The organism is Mesorhizobium sp. B2-4-12 (genome assembly GCF_006441575.1).
Taxonomy (GTDB): domain Bacteria; phylum Pseudomonadota; class Alphaproteobacteria; order Rhizobiales; family Rhizobiaceae; genus Mesorhizobium.
Genome location: NZ_VFVC01000071.1, coordinates 1 through 16,870 on the forward strand (window position 1 = coordinate 1; position 16,870 = coordinate 16,870).

The 16,870-nt window shown below is 64.3% G+C and carries 14 protein-coding genes; 9 read left to right on the forward strand and 5 right to left on the reverse strand.

Annotated features, from left to right (window positions below; genetic code table 11):
• Positions 1–185 precede the first annotated feature (185 nt).
• The 3 genes from FJ934_RS28610 (at position 186) to FJ934_RS26490 (ending at position 4,487) form a co-directional block, all read left to right on the forward strand.
• Positions 186–974, forward strand: a complete 789-nt coding sequence (locus FJ934_RS28610; RefSeq protein ID WP_246671650.1) for an ABC transporter ATP-binding protein — start codon at positions 186–188, stop codon at positions 972–974.
• A 423-nt stretch (positions 975–1,397) separates the two neighbouring features.
• A complete protein-coding gene (locus tag FJ934_RS26485) occupies positions 1,398–2,858 on the forward strand; it encodes a DHA2 family efflux MFS transporter permease subunit (protein ID WP_140613363.1) in 1,461 nt (486 codons plus the stop codon).
• 189 nt (positions 2,859–3,047) lie between these two features.
• Positions 3,048–4,487 (forward strand): 2-hydroxyacid dehydrogenase, encoded by a 1,440-nt coding sequence (locus FJ934_RS26490; RefSeq protein ID WP_140613364.1) that lies wholly within the window; start codon positions 3,048–3,050, stop codon positions 4,485–4,487.
• Between the two features lie 55 nt (positions 4,488–4,542).
• Here FJ934_RS26490 and hutH read toward each other — a convergent pair whose 3' ends face one another.
• The 5 genes from hutH to FJ934_RS26515 form a co-directional block, all read right to left on the reverse strand.
• The gene (hutH, locus tag FJ934_RS26495; RefSeq protein ID WP_140613365.1) at positions 4,543–6,039 is read right to left on the reverse strand and encodes a histidine ammonia-lyase; all 1,497 of its coding nucleotides are present in this window, start codon (positions 6,037–6,039) and stop codon (positions 4,543–4,545) included.
• Between the two features lie 144 nt (positions 6,040–6,183).
• Positions 6,184–7,287, reverse strand: coding sequence for an alcohol dehydrogenase family protein (locus FJ934_RS26500; RefSeq protein WP_140613366.1), 1,104 nt, complete (start codon positions 7,285–7,287; stop codon positions 6,184–6,186).
• A gap of 10 nt (positions 7,288–7,297) precedes the next feature.
• Complete coding sequence (locus tag FJ934_RS26505) at positions 7,298–8,677, reverse strand: aspartate aminotransferase family protein (protein WP_140613367.1); 1,380 nt, start codon at positions 8,675–8,677, stop codon at positions 7,298–7,300.
• Positions 8,678–8,708: 31 nt separating this feature from the next.
• Positions 8,709–10,202, reverse strand: coding sequence for an NAD-dependent succinate-semialdehyde dehydrogenase (locus FJ934_RS26510; RefSeq protein WP_140613368.1), 1,494 nt, complete (start codon positions 10,200–10,202; stop codon positions 8,709–8,711).
• A gap of 228 nt (positions 10,203–10,430) precedes the next feature.
• Positions 10,431–10,928: an Lrp/AsnC family transcriptional regulator gene (locus tag FJ934_RS26515; RefSeq protein ID WP_140613369.1), complete on the reverse strand. Its 498-nt coding sequence runs from the start codon at positions 10,926–10,928 to the stop codon at positions 10,431–10,433.
• Positions 10,929–11,010: 82 nt separating this feature from the next.
• Between FJ934_RS26515 and FJ934_RS26520 the strand changes: the two genes are divergently transcribed.
• From FJ934_RS26520 to eutA, 6 genes are all read left to right on the forward strand, one after another.
• On the forward strand, positions 11,011–12,396 hold the full coding sequence (locus FJ934_RS26520; RefSeq protein WP_140613370.1) for a PLP-dependent aminotransferase family protein: 1,386 nt from the start codon (positions 11,011–11,013) through the stop codon (positions 12,394–12,396).
• 245 nt (positions 12,397–12,641) lie between these two features.
• Positions 12,642–13,427 (forward strand): ectoine/hydroxyectoine ABC transporter ATP-binding protein EhuA, encoded by a 786-nt coding sequence (gene ehuA / locus FJ934_RS26525; RefSeq protein WP_281407631.1) that lies wholly within the window; start codon positions 12,642–12,644, stop codon positions 13,425–13,427.
• 64 nt (positions 13,428–13,491) lie between these two features.
• A complete protein-coding gene (gene ehuB, locus FJ934_RS26530; RefSeq protein ID WP_140613372.1) occupies positions 13,492–14,343 on the forward strand; it encodes an ectoine/hydroxyectoine ABC transporter substrate-binding protein EhuB in 852 nt (283 codons plus the stop codon).
• Positions 14,344–14,515: 172 nt separating this feature from the next.
• Positions 14,516–15,175, forward strand: a complete 660-nt coding sequence (gene ehuC, locus FJ934_RS26535) for an ectoine/hydroxyectoine ABC transporter permease subunit EhuC (RefSeq protein ID WP_140613373.1) — start codon at positions 14,516–14,518, stop codon at positions 15,173–15,175.
• 33 nt (positions 15,176–15,208) lie between these two features.
• Entirely contained in the window at positions 15,209–15,868 is a 660-nt protein-coding gene (gene ehuD, locus FJ934_RS26540; RefSeq protein ID WP_140613374.1) for an ectoine/hydroxyectoine ABC transporter permease subunit EhuD, read from the forward strand.
• Positions 15,869–15,871: 3 nt separating this feature from the next.
• Positions 15,872–16,648: an ectoine utilization protein EutA gene (gene eutA / locus FJ934_RS26545; RefSeq protein ID WP_140613375.1), complete on the forward strand. Its 777-nt coding sequence runs from the start codon at positions 15,872–15,874 to the stop codon at positions 16,646–16,648.
• The last annotated feature ends 222 nt before the right edge of the window (positions 16,649–16,870 follow it).

Below are 16,870 nucleotides of genomic sequence, written 5' to 3' on the forward strand. Positions count from 1 at the left end.
CCGATCATCTACGCGCTGCCGATCCAGATGCTGGCCTACTTCACCGCCGTGTTCATGGGCACCGACGTCGACCAGCCGCGCAATCTGGCGAAGTCGGTGACCGTGGAGTAGGTTTCATCCTTTCGTCATCCTCGGGCGGAGCAGGCCTCCACAAGAGCTTCGGCACGGGAGAGCGGCGCACGGAAGTGCTGCGCGACATCAATCTTGATCTAGCCGACAACGAGTTCGTCTCGCTTGTCGGCATATCGGGTTGCGGCAAGAGCACGTTGCTGTCGATCGTGGCCGGACTGCAGGACTTCGACGCCGGCGAACTCAGCATCGACGGTGCCCCGATCCTGCAGCCGGGTCTCGACCGTGGCGTCGTCTTCCAGTCCTACACGCTGCTTCCCTGGCTGACGGCGCGGCAGAACATCGAGTTTGCCCTCAAGGCCGCGGGCTATGACCGGTCGGCCTGCCGCGAGATCTCGCTCAAGCATCTCGACCTCGTCAAGCTGTCGCAGAGTGCGGACCGCTATCCGTCCGAATTGTCGGGCGGCATGAAACAGCGCGTCGCCATTGCGCGTGCGCTTTCCTATCGCTCCAAGATGCTCCTGATGGACGAGCCCTTTGGCGCGCTCGATGCCTTGACCCGGCATCAGATGCAGGAATTGCTGACTCAGAGGCGTCAAGGCGTCCCGAAATGGCATAGCATCCGCCCGTCTGGTCAACTGGCTGGGGTCTGGGGATCAGGGATCAAGGACCGTGGGGACCGCACAGGCCGAGCGTCCATTCGATGGTTCCACAAAAGTCGCCGACGAATCCATGGTAGCTGCCGTAGCCATTGTAGTAGCTGTCCATCCAGCCATTGTCGCCGGTCCAATTGTCGCCTGTCCAACCGCCGCCAACCCACACGCGAGGGTTTCGATGTTGCCGTTGGACGACGTACCGATGTCCGTTGTGGCGATGAACCGCGGTATGGACAAAGTGATACCTGACAGCCGCCGCATCGGCGATGGAGGTAAATGAAATCGCGCTCGCGGCGGCCAGCACGATAGCGCCGCTGGCGAGCATCAGACGCCGTTTCATGAAGATGCCTCCTTTTCCTACGAGACATGCACAGGAAAAACGGCCTGCCGCCCCAGACGTTCCTTCACGAAATAGGGACGCTGAATGCCTGACGCTGAATGCCTAATGTCTTTGGACCATCCTTCTTGAGGCGATCGCTGCTTTCCTCGCCCTCTGTCCGCGCTCAAGATTTTTTGACCACCGTCCGGCAAGAATTCATTGTCGCTGCTGCATTTGTCGGACCATAAACGCGCCAAGTGATCCCGCCCGGCTGGTTGGTCGCGGATGATCGCGGATGATCAATGTTTTCAACGCAATATGCGGGCCTTCGCCAAGGCATATGAACCGCCTGCATGACGGAATTGGCCAGAGCATTGGAACAGCCTCTATTTGCCACCGAGCGCGACCCGAAGCTGAGGTTGATCATCCCGATCATCGTCGCCATCGCCTTTCTGATGGAACAGCTCGATTCCACCATCATCACCACCGCGATCCCGGCCATGGCGCAAAGTCTGGATACGACGCCGGTCCGGCTGAATCTGGCGATCACCACCTACATCCTGACGCTCGCCGTGTTCATTCCCGTCAGCGGCTGGTTCGCCGACAGGTTCGGCGCGCGCAGGGTGTTCGCCCTGGCGCTTTTCACCTTCACCCTTGGCTCCGCGCTGTGCGGCATAGCGAACAGTTTCGGCATGCTGCTGGCCATGCGCGCGCTGCAAGGACTTGGCGGCGCCATGATGACGCCGGTCGGGCGGCTGATCCTGCTGCGCAGCTTTCCACGCAGCGGCCTGATCACCGCCATGACCTACACGACCTTGCCGGCCATCATGGGGCCGATCATCGGGCCGCTGCTCGGCGGCCTGCTGACCACCTACGCGTCGTGGCGCTGGATATTCTATGTCAACGTGCCGTTTGGCTGTCTTGGCATTCTGGCGGCGCTGCGCTTCGTCGACGATTTCCACCAGGAGGCGGTGGAGCGCTTCGACTTCGCCGGATTCCTGATGGTGGGATGCGGCGTGGCGTTGCTGCAGTTCGGGCTGGAGAATATCGGCCGGCCGATCATTCCCGGCTTTGCGACGGTGCTGGTGTTGGCCGCGGCCGTCCTGCTGCTGCTTGCCTTCGGGCGCTATGCGCGCCGCGTCGTGGCGCCGGCTGTCGACCTGACGCTGTTTCGATTTCGCTCGTTCTGGGTCGGCACGCTGGCGGGGGGCCTGTGCCGCGTCGGTCTCAACGGCGCCCCGTTCCTCCTGCCGCTGATGCTTCAGGTCGGCTTTGGCATGAGCCCGGTCACCTCAGGTTCGCTGACATTCGTCGGCAGCTTCGGCGCGCTGCTCATGCGGCCAATGCTGTCGCCGCTGCTGCGGCGCGTCGGCTTCAAAATCGTGCTGATTGGCAGCGCGATCGTTGGCTCCGCCACCGTGGCGGGCTTCGCCTTGATGACTGCCGATACGCCCCATTGGATGATCGGTTTCTATGTCTTCCTGTTCGGCGTCGTTCGGTCGGCGCAGTTCATGACCTCCAACACCCTGTCCTACGCCGATCTACCGGCGGACAAGCTCAGCCGCGCCACCAGCCTGGGCGGCGTGCTGCAGCAGCTTAGCGTTTCGCTCGGCGTCTCGGTCGCCGCCATGCTGCTCGGCCTGATTGCAGGGGAAAGCCACGTCCTGACGCCGGAACGGTTCCACCAGGTGTTCCTGCTGACCGCGATCATCCCGCTCATATCCATTCCCGGCTTTCTGTACCTGCGCGCCGAGGACGGCGTGCAGGTCAGCGGTCACATCAGGCGATCTCGCAAATCATCCCGGCAAGAGTAGTGGAGACAATCCGTCCGCTCGAACCCCTGCCGGCCCGCTCTCATTGGAGTCGGCACTGTCGTGTCGCAACTTGCCGCCGGTTTGCCGCCTGCGATCGATCTGGCACCTTTCCGGGCTGATAGGTTCTGATTATTCAGGACACCCCTGCTGTCGCAGCAGGCCTTGCCGTTCTTATATGGGGGAAACGACGTGACCGCAGAGACCAGCATGCAGGCCGTGGAGCCAATCGACCCGCAAAGCATCTACGCCGTGCTGATCTGCGATCTGGTCGGCCTGCGCTTCGGGCCGGACGGCAAGCCTGACCCGAGCGAAGTCCGCGCCCATATCGAAGCCAAGGGCGGCCGCTTTCACGCCGCCGCGCTTGGCGACAAAGCCGACCTCGAACGTGGCCGTGTGCATTTCTTCTACCAGCCGGACCTCAGCACCCGAGAAGAGCTGATCGAGGCCGCGGGGGAGGGGCGCTATGACGCCGTCATCGCCGCCGCGACCTTCCTGCCTGCCGAGACCGTCTTTCCACTGGCCGGCGTGCGGATCGGCGCTGGCACCGGCAATATGGGCTCGCGCTCCTGGGGTGGCGGCAGCGGCGAGGGCGGCACCGCGGTGCTGATGAACACGCCCGGCATCAACAGCCGCGCCACGGCGCAGATGGTGATGAAGGCGATCCTGAAAGTGCTGCCGGATCTGCCGGTCGACATGCTGCACGAGCGGGTGGCGCGCGGCGCCTTCGACACCGGCAGGGAACTGCGGGATTTTCCCACCGAAAAGCTCGAAGGCAAGACGATCGCGATCATCGGCTATGGCAATATCGGCCGCGAGGTGGCCAAGCTCGCCCGTGCCTTCGGCATGCGTGTGGTGATCCATGCACGCCGTCGGCATCGGGACTGGATAGAAGCAGAGGGATTTGCCTACGCGGCGAGCCCTGCCGACGCGGCCGAGGGGGCCGATGTGCTCAGCGTCCATGTCGGCCTGGGCAAGCAGGACGCGCAGACCGGCCGCTACGCCAATGCCGGACTCATCGGCGCGGATGTCCTGTCGCGCATGAAGAGTGGTGCCGTGCTGGTCAACTACGATCGCGGCGAGCTTGTCGATATCGAGGCGCTTGACGACGCCCTGTCCTCAGGCCGGCTACGCCACGCCGCCATCGATGCCGATCTTTTCAGCGATGCCTCGACCGGCAGCCTGTCCGGTCCGATGCTGCCTTATCTCGACCTCGTCGAGAAACATGGCGCCAAGCTCGAGCTGCTGCCCCATGCCGCGGCCGACACGGACCATCCTTCGCGCGTCGCCGGCGCCAAACAGGCCGTCGACCAGCTGTTCGATGTCATCTGCCGCAAAGCGGTGACCAATGCCAAAGGCTCCGTGCCGCCAGGCTATGTTTCCCTGGGAGTGACGACGCCTCCCGGCATCGGACCGGTGACGGCGTCCCACCTTTTGAAACTGACTTCCAGCGACTGCGCCGAGCTGGCGGATCTCTGTGACCGGCAAGGCCGGTTGTGGAAGGCGCTGTCGGAAATGCCATCCGCCGAGCGCGGCGGGATTCTCGCCGAACAAGGAGAAGAACTTGTCCGGTCGATCGACCGCTTCTGCCTTCTGGCCGAGAAACTAAACCTCAGGGGCCCTTACCAATAGTCCCGACCCGCCGCCGCGAAGATTGAACCGGCGTCAGGCGGATGGGAGCGACGGCTCAGTCCCGGGGCCCCGCGACCATCCGGGCAATCCGTGTCATGTCGGTGCTCAGCTCGCGGTCGTCGTCGAGCGGGCTGACGAGCGCACGTACGGCGGCGAAGGTGCGCCGCGGCCCTTCGCCCATGCTGTCGACGACGTCGCGCAACTCCACGCCGGTGGCCGCGAAGATCAGCTCCATCGCAACGAGATAGCGCAGGCGCTCAATGATCTCGCCAGTCTTGGCCACTACTCGGGGCGCCATCGACGACTGATCCTCGATGCCATCCGAGACGGCGAGCGGGCTGAGGGACATCGGGTTGGCCAGATGCCGGATTTCGGCTTCCAGCGCCGCCAGCGGCTTCTGCAGTTCGGCGTAGCCCTGGCGGCTGCCGCCCCTGGCCGACAGGAAGCGTGGCAATTCAGCTGTTGTCGGCGACATCAGCTTCATAGAGCGATTGGCGGTGCCGACCGCGCAATGCGCGAGCGCCTGACCGAGCTGTTCCCAGGCGAGCGTGAATGCCGTGAGGTCGAAATTGCCGTTCGAAACCACCCGATCGTCTTCAGGCAGGATCACGGGATTATCGCCTGAATGGGTCAGTTCGACCTCGGTCGCCAGCCTTGCCTGTTCGAACGCATGAAGCAGGCCACCCCAGACCTGGGGCACGCAGCGATAGCTGAGCGGGTCCTGTAGGCGCCGCGCCGCCTTGTCCTTCCACAGGCCGCTGCCCGCCAGTTCGGTGCGCAGCCGCGCGCCGATCTCGCGCTGGCCGAAGGCCGGCCGCGCGGCCAGCGCATCCTCGTCGATCGCGGTGATGGAAGAACGGAACGCCTCGCAGTTGAGAGCCACGGCGGCCAACCCCCAGTCGATAAGATGGGCGACGTCCTCGAGGCACAGGCACGCCGTTCCGGTCGACAGGCTGTTGGCGACGATGAGGGCGTGACCGTCCTTCTCGCGCAGGTCGAGCGGCTCCAGCCCGGCCAGGGTTAGCGCCTCGGCCGATGGCATGATCCGGCCCTCGAATTCCGCCTCGCCTTCGCCGCGCAGCGCTCGCGCCATATGGCCGAGATGGGCAAGATCCGCGGCGCCGATCGATCCCCAAGTTGGGATCACCGGATGGACGCCGGCGTTGAGCGCCGCGACAAGGCCCATGACCACGCGTTCGGAGGTGCCGGTGCCTCCGGCGGCCATGCCCGAGATGCGTGCGGTCATCAGCGCCCGCACCGCCTCGGTCGGAAGGGCGGGCCCGATACCCATACTGTGGCTGAGCGGCACGCTGTGTTGGAACGCGATCAGGTCGGCCTGGGCGAGCGGCGTGTCGACACAGGCGCCGAGACCAGTGGTGACACCATACATCGGTTTGCCGAGCTGCGTCAGGTGCTCGACCAGCGCGCGGCTCGCCCGGATACGGCGCATCGCTTCCTCACCCAGCATAAGCCGGGCGCTGCGCCGTGCGATCTCGGCGACGTCAGCCACGCCGAGTGGCTTGGCGTCCAGCAGTATCATCCGGGCCGTCATGTCTCGCCTGTACCCTGTGACCATATGCCCGGACCAGCGGCGCGGCGGGCGTCACAGTTTGTGGCGGCTTGCTGGCTGGAGTGCAAGCCATTCCCATTGCGGCAGCGGCGAGGAAGCAGGCAGCGAGGGGCTTTGATTTTGGAACTACGCCGTTCGCTCCGCGACGGCGTCTGGCACCACAATCAGCTTGCCGACAAAATCCTTGGCAACGAAATCGGCTTGCGCGTGGTGGAAATCGGAGAGCCGGTAGACGCCGCCGACCAGCGGCCGGATCTTGCCCGCCTCGATGTAGCGCACGATGCGGCGGAAATCCGCGCGCGTGCCCTGGCTCGAACCGTGCAGTTGCAACTGCTTGAGATACATGGTCCTGAGATCGAGCTGGACGACCGGGCCCGCAATAGCTCCGGCGGTAGTGTAGCGGCCCTCCGGCCTCAGGATGCGCAGCAAATCGTTGAAGATGGCACCGCCAACGAGGTCAGCCACGACATTGATCGGCTGGCCGCCGGTCGCCTCGGCAACGGCTTGCGGCAAATCGGCGACGCCACGGGTAATAACGGCCTCTGCGCCGATATCGAGCACCGCCTGTTCCTTGCCCTTGCCGACGACGGCGTAAGGAATGGCGCCGCGCGCCCGTGCCAGTTGCACGATGCCCGAGCCGACGCCGCCCGAGGCGCCGGTGACCAGAACGCGCTCGCCGGCTTTCAGCGCCGCGCGCTCCAGCATTTGCTCGCCCGTGAGATAAGCGCAGCAGAAGGTGGCGAGCTCGATGTCGCTCAGCGTCGTGTCGACGACATGCGCATTCTCCGCCGGCACGGCCTGGTATTCGGCATAACCGCCGTCGCGGCCATGGCCCATATAGTCGATATCGGCGAGCGAATCGTCGTCGCGGTTGTAGATGGAGAAATCGATCATCACCCGTTCGCCGATACGATCCGGCGAGACGCCTTCACCGACGGCAGCGATGATGCCGACAGTGTCGGTGCCCTGAATGCGCGGGAAGGTCAGCGTGTTGCCTTGTCGCCGCCAGGTCGACACCGCTGCAGCGTCTTCCTCGGTGCCATAGGCGCCCTGGCGGACCCAGACATCGGTGTTGTTCATCCCGCAAGCGCTAACCCTTATAAGCACTTCCCCCGAAGCAGGGGCGGGCACTCTCACATCGGTGCGGTAGACGAGTTTTTCCGGTCCGCCGTGGCCGGTCAGCAGCACGGCGGCCATGGTGGCGGGGAGCGTGTTGGTCCTGGCATTCATGGGCTCGATCTCAGAGATTGGCAAACACGCTGTTCACGGCATCCGCGGTCTTGGCCACGACGATATCGGCCTCCTCGCGCGTCAGGCAGAGCGGCGGCGCGAAGCCGAGGATGTCGCCCTGCGGCATGGCGCGGCCGATGACGCCGCTTGCGGCAAGGGCCGTGGCGACCTGCGGTCCGATCTTCAGCGAAGGATCGAAGAAGACGCGGTCGTCGCGATCCCTGACGAATTCGACCGCCGCCAGCATGCCATCGCCCCGCACCTCGCCGACATGTTTGTGGCCGCCGACGGCCTTGGCGAGCTCGGTACGGAAATAGGCACCGGTCTCGCCGGCATTCTTCACCAGGTCCATCTCGTCGATCAGCTCGAGATTGGCGACGCCGGCGGCAACGCAGATCGGATGCGCCGAATAGGTCCAGCCATGGCCCAGCGAACCCAGCTTGTCGGAACCCTCGACCAGCACCTGCCACATCTTGTCTCCGACGATGACCCCTGACAGAGGGGCATAGGCCGAGGTCAGGCCCTTGGCGATGGTGATCAAATCCGGCTTGATGCCGTAATGGTCGGAACCGAACATGGTGCCGAGCCGGCCAAAGCCCGTCACCACCTCGTCGGCGACCAGCAGCACATCATATTTCTTCAGCACCGTCTGGATTTTTTCCCAGTAGCCTGCGGGCGGCGGCACGATGCCGCCAGTGCCGAGGATCGGCTCGCCGATGAAAGCAGCCACCGTCTCCGGACCTTCAGCCAGGATCATCTCCTCGAGCTTGTCGGCGCAATATTGCGAAAACTGCTCCTCGCTCATCGAGCGGTCGGCGCGGCGGAAATAATAGGGCGCCTCGGTGTGAAGGATCGGCACGCGCGGCAAATCGAAGGCGTTGTGGAACAGCTCAAGGCCGGTCAGCGATCCGGTCATCACGCCCGAGCCGTGATAGCCGCGCCAGCGCGAAATGATCTTCTTCTTCTCCGGGCGGCCGAGAACGTTGTTGTAGTACCAGATCAGCTTGATGTTGGTTTCGTTGGCGTCCGAGCCGGAGAGGCCGAAATAGACTCTCGACATGCCTTTCGGCGCGCGGTCGATGATCATCTTGGCCAGCGTGATAGAGGCCTCGGTGCCGTGCCCGACATAGGCATGGTAATAGGCAAGGTTCTTGGCCTGGGCGGCGATGGCGTCGGCGATCTTCTGGCGGCCGTAGCCGACATTGACGCAATAGAGGCCGGCGAAAGCATCGATGCTCTTCCTGCCATTGTTGTCCCAGACGGTGACGCCTTCGCCGCCGGCCATGATGCGCGTCGGGCTCTCGCCGCGCGCATGCGTGCCCATATGGGTCGAGGGATGGAAGAAGTGGTCGCGGTCCCAGGCGGCGAGTTCGTTGGATTGGTCGAGCATTTTTCTACTCCTTGAGGGATGGCCGGACGAATTATGCAACGTCCAGGCAGAGATACTTCAGATCGGTGAAAGCTTCGAGCCCGTGGCGTGAACCCTCGCGGCCGATGCCGGACTGCTTGACGCCGCCGAACGGGATCGGCGCGCCGGTGATCTTGACGCGATTGATTGCGACCATGCCGTAGTCCAGGGCGCGGCCCAAACGGTGCTGGCGGGCACCATTCTCGGTCACGACATACGCGACGAGGCCATATTCGGTGGCATTGGCGCGGGCGATGACCTCGTCCTCGCTGTCGAAGGGCGTGACGGCGGCGACCGGACCAAAGGTCTCCTCGCGCATGATCAGCGCCTCGTCGACAACGTCGGCCAGAAACGTCGGCTGGTAGAACAACGGGCCGGCCTGATGCCGCTTGCCACCGGCGAGACAGCGCGCGCCGCGGGTCAGGGCATCAGCGACTTGTTCCTCGACCTTGTTGACGGCACGCTCGTGCATCAGCGGCCCGATCTCGGTTTCCTCGGCAAGTCCATTGCCGGTCCGCAGCGCCTCGATGCGCCTGGCAAAGGCGGCGCAGAAGCGATCATAGATCGGGCGTTGGACGTAGATGCGGTTGGCGGCGAGGCAATCCTGGCCCGATGTGGCGAATTTGGCGTCGACGGCGATGCGCACGGCCTTGTCGACATCGGCGTCGGCAAAGACGATCAGCGGCGCGTGGCCGCCAAGCTCCATCACCAGCCGCTTCATCGTCGGCGCGCTCTGCGCGGCGATCAGCCGGCCGATCTCGGTCGAGCCGGTGAAGCTCATGGCACGGACGCGCGGGTCTTCGCACATGCGCCCGACGATCGTCGAAGCATTGCCGGTGAGGACATTGAAGACGCCGGCAGGCAGGCCGGCGCGCTCGCCGAGTTCGGCCAGCGCCAGCGCCGATAGCGGCGTCTCCGAGGAGGGGTGGGCGACGATGGTGCAGCCGGCGGCGAGAGCGGCGGCGGCCTTGCGGGTCAGCATGGCCGACGGAAAATTCCAGGGCGTGACCACGCCGACGACGCCGACCGGCTCGCGCCGCACCATCATTTCGGCGTTCGGCAGATGGCTGGTGACGCTCTCGGCGTTGAGCCGCTTGGCTTCTTCGGCATACCACTCGACGAAGGAGGCGGCATAGTCGATCTCGCCGAGCGACTCCTTGAGCGGCTTGCCCTGTTCCAGTGTCATCAGCAGGGCGAGATCGTCTTTCGCCTCGATGATCAGCTCGAACCATTTTCGCAGGATTTTTGCGCGCTCCTGCGGCAATAGCGACCGCCAGGCCGGAAAGGCGCGCGCCGCGGCATCGATCGCCTTTGTCGTCTGGCGCGCGTCCAACGCTGCGACGAAGGCGACCGTGGTGCCGGTCGCCGGATCGGTGACTTCGAAGCTTTCGGCGGCCTCGCTCGCCGTCCAGTGGCCGTCGACATAGGCGAGTTCGCGCAACAGCCGGCGGTCGGCCAGGCGATCGAGCGCTTCATGGCGATGTGAGCGGGCGAAATGCGCGGACATGGTCGAAGCCTCCCGGTTCGGACTAATGCGGGAAGACTATCCCCCATGCGCAGACAGAGAGGCTGTTTGGGCGTCCGCTAAAGGAGAGAGTCTCTCTATTCGCCCCGTGAGCAGAGCGATCTCTCTATGTGGGGAATATGCATCGCTGTTTCGGGAAAGCCGTCAGCTGAGCCTCTCAACTTCGTAATGCCAGGGTCTGCGCCGCGTCGCTTCGCTCCTTGCTCCGCCCTAGGATGAAGTGGCGATGGGCAACAGGTCAGCCAGTGGCAAAACGGTCTCGTCCTTCACCGTCTTGATGACGATGTAGGTGAAGTAGCGGTCGATGCCGATCTCGCGGTCGAGCAAGGCATCGACCAGCCGCTGATAGGCGTCGATGTCGCGCGCCATCACCTTCAGCACATAATCGACGCCGCCGCCCACCGACCAGCAGGCGACGATCTCGGGAATGTCACGGATGACGCGCTCGAAGCGGTCGAAATCGGCCTGGCGGTGGCTGGCCAGCGTCACCTCCATCAGCACGGTGGCGACCGGCGCCACCACGCGCATGGCGATCCGGGCGTGGTAACCCGAGACGATGCCGGCCTTTTCCAGCTTGCGCAGCCGCATCCAGCATGGCGTCGGCGAGAGCCCGACCTGCTCGGCCAGCGCCAGCTTGGTGATGCGTCCGTCACGCTGGATGGCGTCGAGGATTTTGAGGTCGATCGCGTCGAGTTTTGCAGCCGTCATCACAGTCCACTTTTCGTCCACGGCACCATGACGGTGCATTATTTCGATTGTCAATTGCACTGATTTCGATCTCTAATAAGTCATGACATTGTGGCAACCCGATCCCGCGCTCATCAGGCGGCCAGCCTACCAGTCGCTTGCCGACCAGTTCGCGCGTGCCATCCATGACGGACGGCTGGCGAATGGCGCGCGCCTGCCGACCCATCGCCGGCTGGCCGACGATTTGAAGCTGTCGGTACAGACGGTGAGCCGCGCCTATGAGGAATTGATCCGGCGCGGCCTGATTTCGGGCGAGATCGGCCGCGGCAGCTTTGTCCAGACGCAGCGCCGCGAGCCGGAGCCGCCCTATCTGCCCGAGCGCCTCGGCGAGGTCATCGACCTCTCGATCCTGAAGCCGGTCTGCGAGCCGATGCATCTGGAGCGGATGAAGCAGGCATTGGGGTGGCTGGCCGAACACCTGCCCTCGAGTTCGGCACTCTCCTTCCGGCCCAACATGGTGTTCCCCCGCCATCGCGCTGTTGCCGTCGAATGGCTGAAACTGTGCGGGCTCGAGGCTTCCGCGCAGAACATCAGCCTGACCAACGGCGCTACCGCCGGCATGACAGTGGCGCTGATGAGCGTGGCGCCGCCGGGATCGACCGTCGCGACCGAGGCGATCGGCCACCACACGCTGGTGCCGCTCGCGCGCTATCTTGGCTTCAATCTCCAAGGCTTGCCGATCGACGGCAATGGCCTCATCCCGGAGGCGCTGGACGAGGCCTGCCGGCTCTCCGACATCCGCGCTGTGTTCGTGCAGCCTTCGGTGATCAACCCGACCGCGACGCTGATGGATTCGGGACGTCGCGCCGAGATCGCGGCGGTGGCGCGCAAGCACGACATCGCCATCATCGAGAACGATGTGCTGGGTCCGCTGGTCGAGGACCGGCCGCCGCCGGTCGCTGCTTACGCGCCGGAGCGCACGCTCTACGTCACCTCCTTCACCAAGATCACCGTGCCCGGCCTGCGCATCGGCTATCTCGCCGCGCCCGACCGTTACGTTGCCGCCGTCGCCAACCGGCATCTGGTCTCGAACTGGATGGCAACGCCGCTGGTGGCCGAGATCGCCACCAAATGGGTGGCCGACGGCACCGCGATGGAGCTTGTCCGCTGGCAGCGCCAAGCGCTCCGGCACAGGATGGACATTGCCGCGGAGGTCCTTGCAGGGGTCGATTATCGTTCGCATCGCGATGGCCTGCATCTGTGGCTGCAATTGCCTGGCGACCGGGCCGAGGAGAGTTTTGTCGCCCAGGCCCGGCTGCAGGGCGTGGCGATCGCGCCAGGCGCCTCCTTCCGCATTTCCGACGCCCCCTGGCATCCGGCGGTGCGCATTTCGCTGGGTTCGACCACCGAGGGGGAACTGCGCGCCGGTCTCGGCGTTGTCACCAAGCTCTTGCTTGGAGATCCGGAGCACCTGCTGCTCGCCATCTAGGGGGTGCGTCGATATTCCGGTAATGCCGGCCTGCGAAGGTGGTCTCCTGCGCTTCCGGCTCCGTTCCGGTCTCAGACGCCGCCATTGCTGGGTCGGGCCTGAGCCCGACTCTCGACGGGTCGCCCAGTTGGTCGAGAATTGTCCGCAATCGGAATAATTGTCATGATATTATTTTCCCAATTGACATGATTTGGCGCGTTCCGCATCGTTAGGGGCACAGGCTTCTCCAGCACGGGGAAATTCATTTGTCCGCACCCATCATCAAGGTCGATGCCATTTCGAAGAGCTTTGGTGCCTTCAAGGTGCTGGACGGCCTGTCGATGCAGGTCATGCCGCGCGAGAAGCTGGCGCTGATCGGCCCGTCGGGCTCAGGCAAGACGACGATCCTGCGTATCCTGATGACGCTGGAGCGCATCGACGGCGGCCACATCCAGATCGATGGCGAGCAGCTTTACCATATGGAGCGCAACGGCCAGTTGTTGCCGGCCGACGAGCGGCATCTGGCAAAAATGCGCCAGAAGATCGGCATGGTCTTCCAGCTGTTCAACCTGTTTCCGCACAAGAGCGTCATCGACAATGTCACGCTGGCGCCGATGCTGACTAAGGGCACGCCGCGCGCCGCCGCCCAAAAACGCGCGATGGAACTGCTCGACATGGTCGGCATGGCCGACAAGGCCAAGGCGATGCCGGCGCAACTGTCCGGCGGGCAGAAGCAGCGTGTGGCGATTGCCAGGGCGCTCGCCTTGCAGCCGAAGATCATGCTGTTTGACGAGGTGACGTCGGCGCTCGACCCGGAACTGGTCGAGGAGGTGCTCAACGTCTTGTGGCGGCTCTGCGCCGAGACCGACATGACCATGCTGCTGGTTACCCATGAGATGGGTTTCGCCCACGACTTCGCCGACCGGGTGCTGTTCTTCGATCGCGGCAAGATCGTTGAAGAAGGCAAGCCCGACGAGATTTTCCGCCGTCCCAAGCAGGAGCGCACGCAAGGCTTCCTGAAGAAGATCATCGCGGCCGGACACCGCGTCTGACCGCCATGCGGGCGTGCGAACCGCCCACAAGCAAACCAAGAAGAGCAACAAGGAGTTGGGAACAATGAAGAAACTTGGCATTCTGGCCGGCATCGCCGGCTTCGCAATTACGGCAGTGCTCGCGACCTCAAGCGTGGGCTCGGCCGCGGACAAGAAGCTCGAACAGCTCAAGGCGCAGGGTTTCGCCCGCGTCGCCATCGCCAACGAACCGCCCTATACGGCGGTCGCCGCCGACGGCAAGGTTTCGGGCGCGGCGCCCGACGTGGCGCGCGAGATTTTCAAGCGTCTCGGGGTGGCCGATATCGTCGCTTCGATCTCTGAGTATGGCGCGATGATCCCCGGTCTGCAGGCCGGCCGCTTCGACGTCGTCACCGCCGGTCTGTTCATGAAGCCGGAGCGTTGCGCGGCGGTCGCCTATTCCGAGCCGGTTCTGTGCGACGCCGAGGCGATGCTGGTGAAGAAGGGCAATCCCAAGCACTTCAAGAGCTACGAGGACGTCGCCAAGGACACTGCCGCCACGATCGGCGCGCCGGGCGGCGGCACCGAGGAGAAGCTGGCGCTCAACGCCGGCGTGCCGCGTGAACGTGTCATCGTCGTGCCGGATGGCCAGAGCGGCCTGAAGATGGTGCAGGACGGCCGCATCGACGCCTATTCGCTGCCGGTCCTGTCGATCAATGATCTGATGAAGAAAGCCAACGATCCGAGCCTCGAAGTCATCGCGCCGGTGCAGGGCGCCCCGGTCTACTGCGACGGCGCCGCCTTCAAGAAGGGCGACGAGGCGCTGCGTGACGCCTACGATGTCGAACTGGCCAAGATGAAGAAGTCGGGCGAGTTCGCCAAGATCATCGAGCCCTACGGCTTCTCGGCGGCTGCCGCGATGTCGACGACGCGCGAAAAGCTCTGCTCGGCGAAGTAGAGCGCTCTTCTTCCTTCTCCCCATTCACGGGGAGAAGGTGTCACGAAGTGACGGATGAGGGGCGGCGCTAGGTTTGGAGAAGCTAGCGCTGCCCCTCATCTGCCTGCCGGCATCTTCTCCCCGTTCAACGGGGAGAAGGAACTCGAATCGCAAACGTTGGAACTTCTAATCGATGACCCAATGGTCCGGCTATTTCGGCCTTATATTGCAGGGAGCGCTTGTCACCATCGAGCTGACGCTGATGGGGTCGGTGCTTGCCCTGGTCATGGCCTTTGTTGCCGGGATGGGGCGGCTGTCGCGCTTCTTTCTGCTGCGCGCGCTCGCCACCGCCTATATCGAATTCTTCCGCGGCACCTCGATCTTCGTGCAGCTGTTCTTCGCCTATTTCGTGCTGCCGCTATTGGGCCTGGAACTGACCCCGCTGCAGGCCGGCGTGCTGGCGCTGGGCCTGAATGTCGGCGCCTACGCCGCCGAAGTGGTGCGCGGCGCCGTGCAGTCGATCGGCCGCGAACAGCACGAGGCCTGCATCGCGCTCAACCTTGGCCGCTGGCAAGGCCTGCGCCATGTCATCCTGCCGCAGGCGTTTCTGGTGATGCTGCCGACCTTCGGCAACAACGCCATCGAACTGCTCAAGGCCACATCCGTCGTCTCACTGATCTCGCTCGCCGACCTCACATTCCAGGCGCAGGTGGTGCGAGCCCAGACCGGTAACACCATGGTGCCGTTCACCACCATCCTCATTCTCTATTTCATCCTTGCGCTGCTCATTTCGTGGGGTGTGCGCTCGCTGGAGCGCCACCTGGCGCGCGGCCTCGACGGGGTGCGCGTCTGATGACCGGAACTCGCTGATGGCCAAGGTTCGCTGATGGATTGGGATTGGGATTTTGTCCGGCAGATCCTGCCGACGCTGATCCAGGGGGTGAAGATCACCATCCTGGCGACGCTGCTCGGCTCGGTACTGGCGGCGATCGTCGGTCTGGGCATCGCGCTGGCGCGCCGCTCGCCCAACAAGGCGGTATCGCGCTCCGTCGGTTGGGCGGCCGAATTCGTCCGTGGCACGCCGCTGCTGGTGCAGCTCTATTTCATCTTCTACGTGCTGCCAGACGTCGGTATTCTTCTGCCGCCGTTGGTCGCCGGTGTCATCGGGCTCGGGCTGCACTACGGCACCTATACGGCGGAGGTCTATCGCGCCGGCATCGACAATGTGCCGCGCGGCCAGTGGGAGGCCGCCAAGGCGTGCAACCTCAGCGCCAGGCAGACCTGGTCCCACATCATTATCCCGCAAGCCATTCCGCCGATGATCCCGGCGCTGGCCAACTATTTCATCGCCATGTTCAAGGAGACGCCGCTGCTGTCGGCAATCACCGTGCTAGAACTGATGAACCAGGCCAAAAGCGTCGCCAACACCTATTATCGCTACCTGGAGCCGATCACGTTGGTGGGCGCCTTCTTCCTCGCCATCAGCCTCTGTTCTGTCGTGCTGTTGCGCTGGCTGGAACGCCGTTACGGCAAGATCGAGAGATAACGCATGAAGCCCTTGCCCGAGATCAAGGTCCACCCCGACCGGCCGGCGCTCGATGACCGCCCGCTGGCGAAGCGTGTCGGCCTGATCATCCTGGCCACCGACCACACGACCGAGCCGGACTTTCGCCGCATGGTGGCGAGCGAACGGATCGGCGTCTATGTCGCGCGCATTCCCTATGCCAATCCGACGACGCCTCGGAACCTTCGCAAGATGCAGCCGGCGCTGACGGCGGGCGCGGCCTTGATCCTGCCCGACGAGCCGCTCGACGCCATCTGCTACTCCTGCACTTCGGCATCGGTGGTGATCGGCGATGCCGAGATCGAGGCGGCGATCCAGGCGGCCAAGCCCGGCATTCCCGTCGTAACCCCGCCCATGGCCGGCGTGCGCGGGCTGAACGCCTTCGGCGTGCGCCGGATCAGCATTCTCACCCCCTACACGGTTGAAACTTCCAGGCCGATGGCAACCTATTTCGCCGAACGCGGTTTCGATATCGCCAGCTTCACCTGCCTGGGTTTCGAGGATGACCGCGAGATGGCACGCATTCCGCCGGCAGCCCTTGTCGACCTCGCGCGCCAGGCGACCCATCCACAGGCCGAAGCCTTGTTTGTGTCCTGCACGGCGCTGCGGAGCGCGCTCGCGGTCGCCAGTATGGAAGAGGCGATCGGCCGTCCAGTGGTGACCAGCAACCAGGCGACGGCATGGAATTGTTTACGGTTGTGCGGGGACGAGACGCCACATCCGGAGTTCGGCCGTCTGATGACGTTGTCGCTGGGACGGTAAGATTATGTTCTGCGTGCAAGAGCGTCTCCCTCTGACCTGCTGGCCACCTCCCCCTCGAGGGGGGAGATTCCCTGCCGCTGCGCTTTGGCTGCTTGTGGATGCTATAGAAACGGCGGTGCCGCATGAGCTGCCGATCTCCCCCCTTGAGGGGGAGATGGCCGGCAGGCCAGAGGGGGTCGCCCGATGACGCGCGCCGTCGACCTTTCGGACATCCGAGCCGCC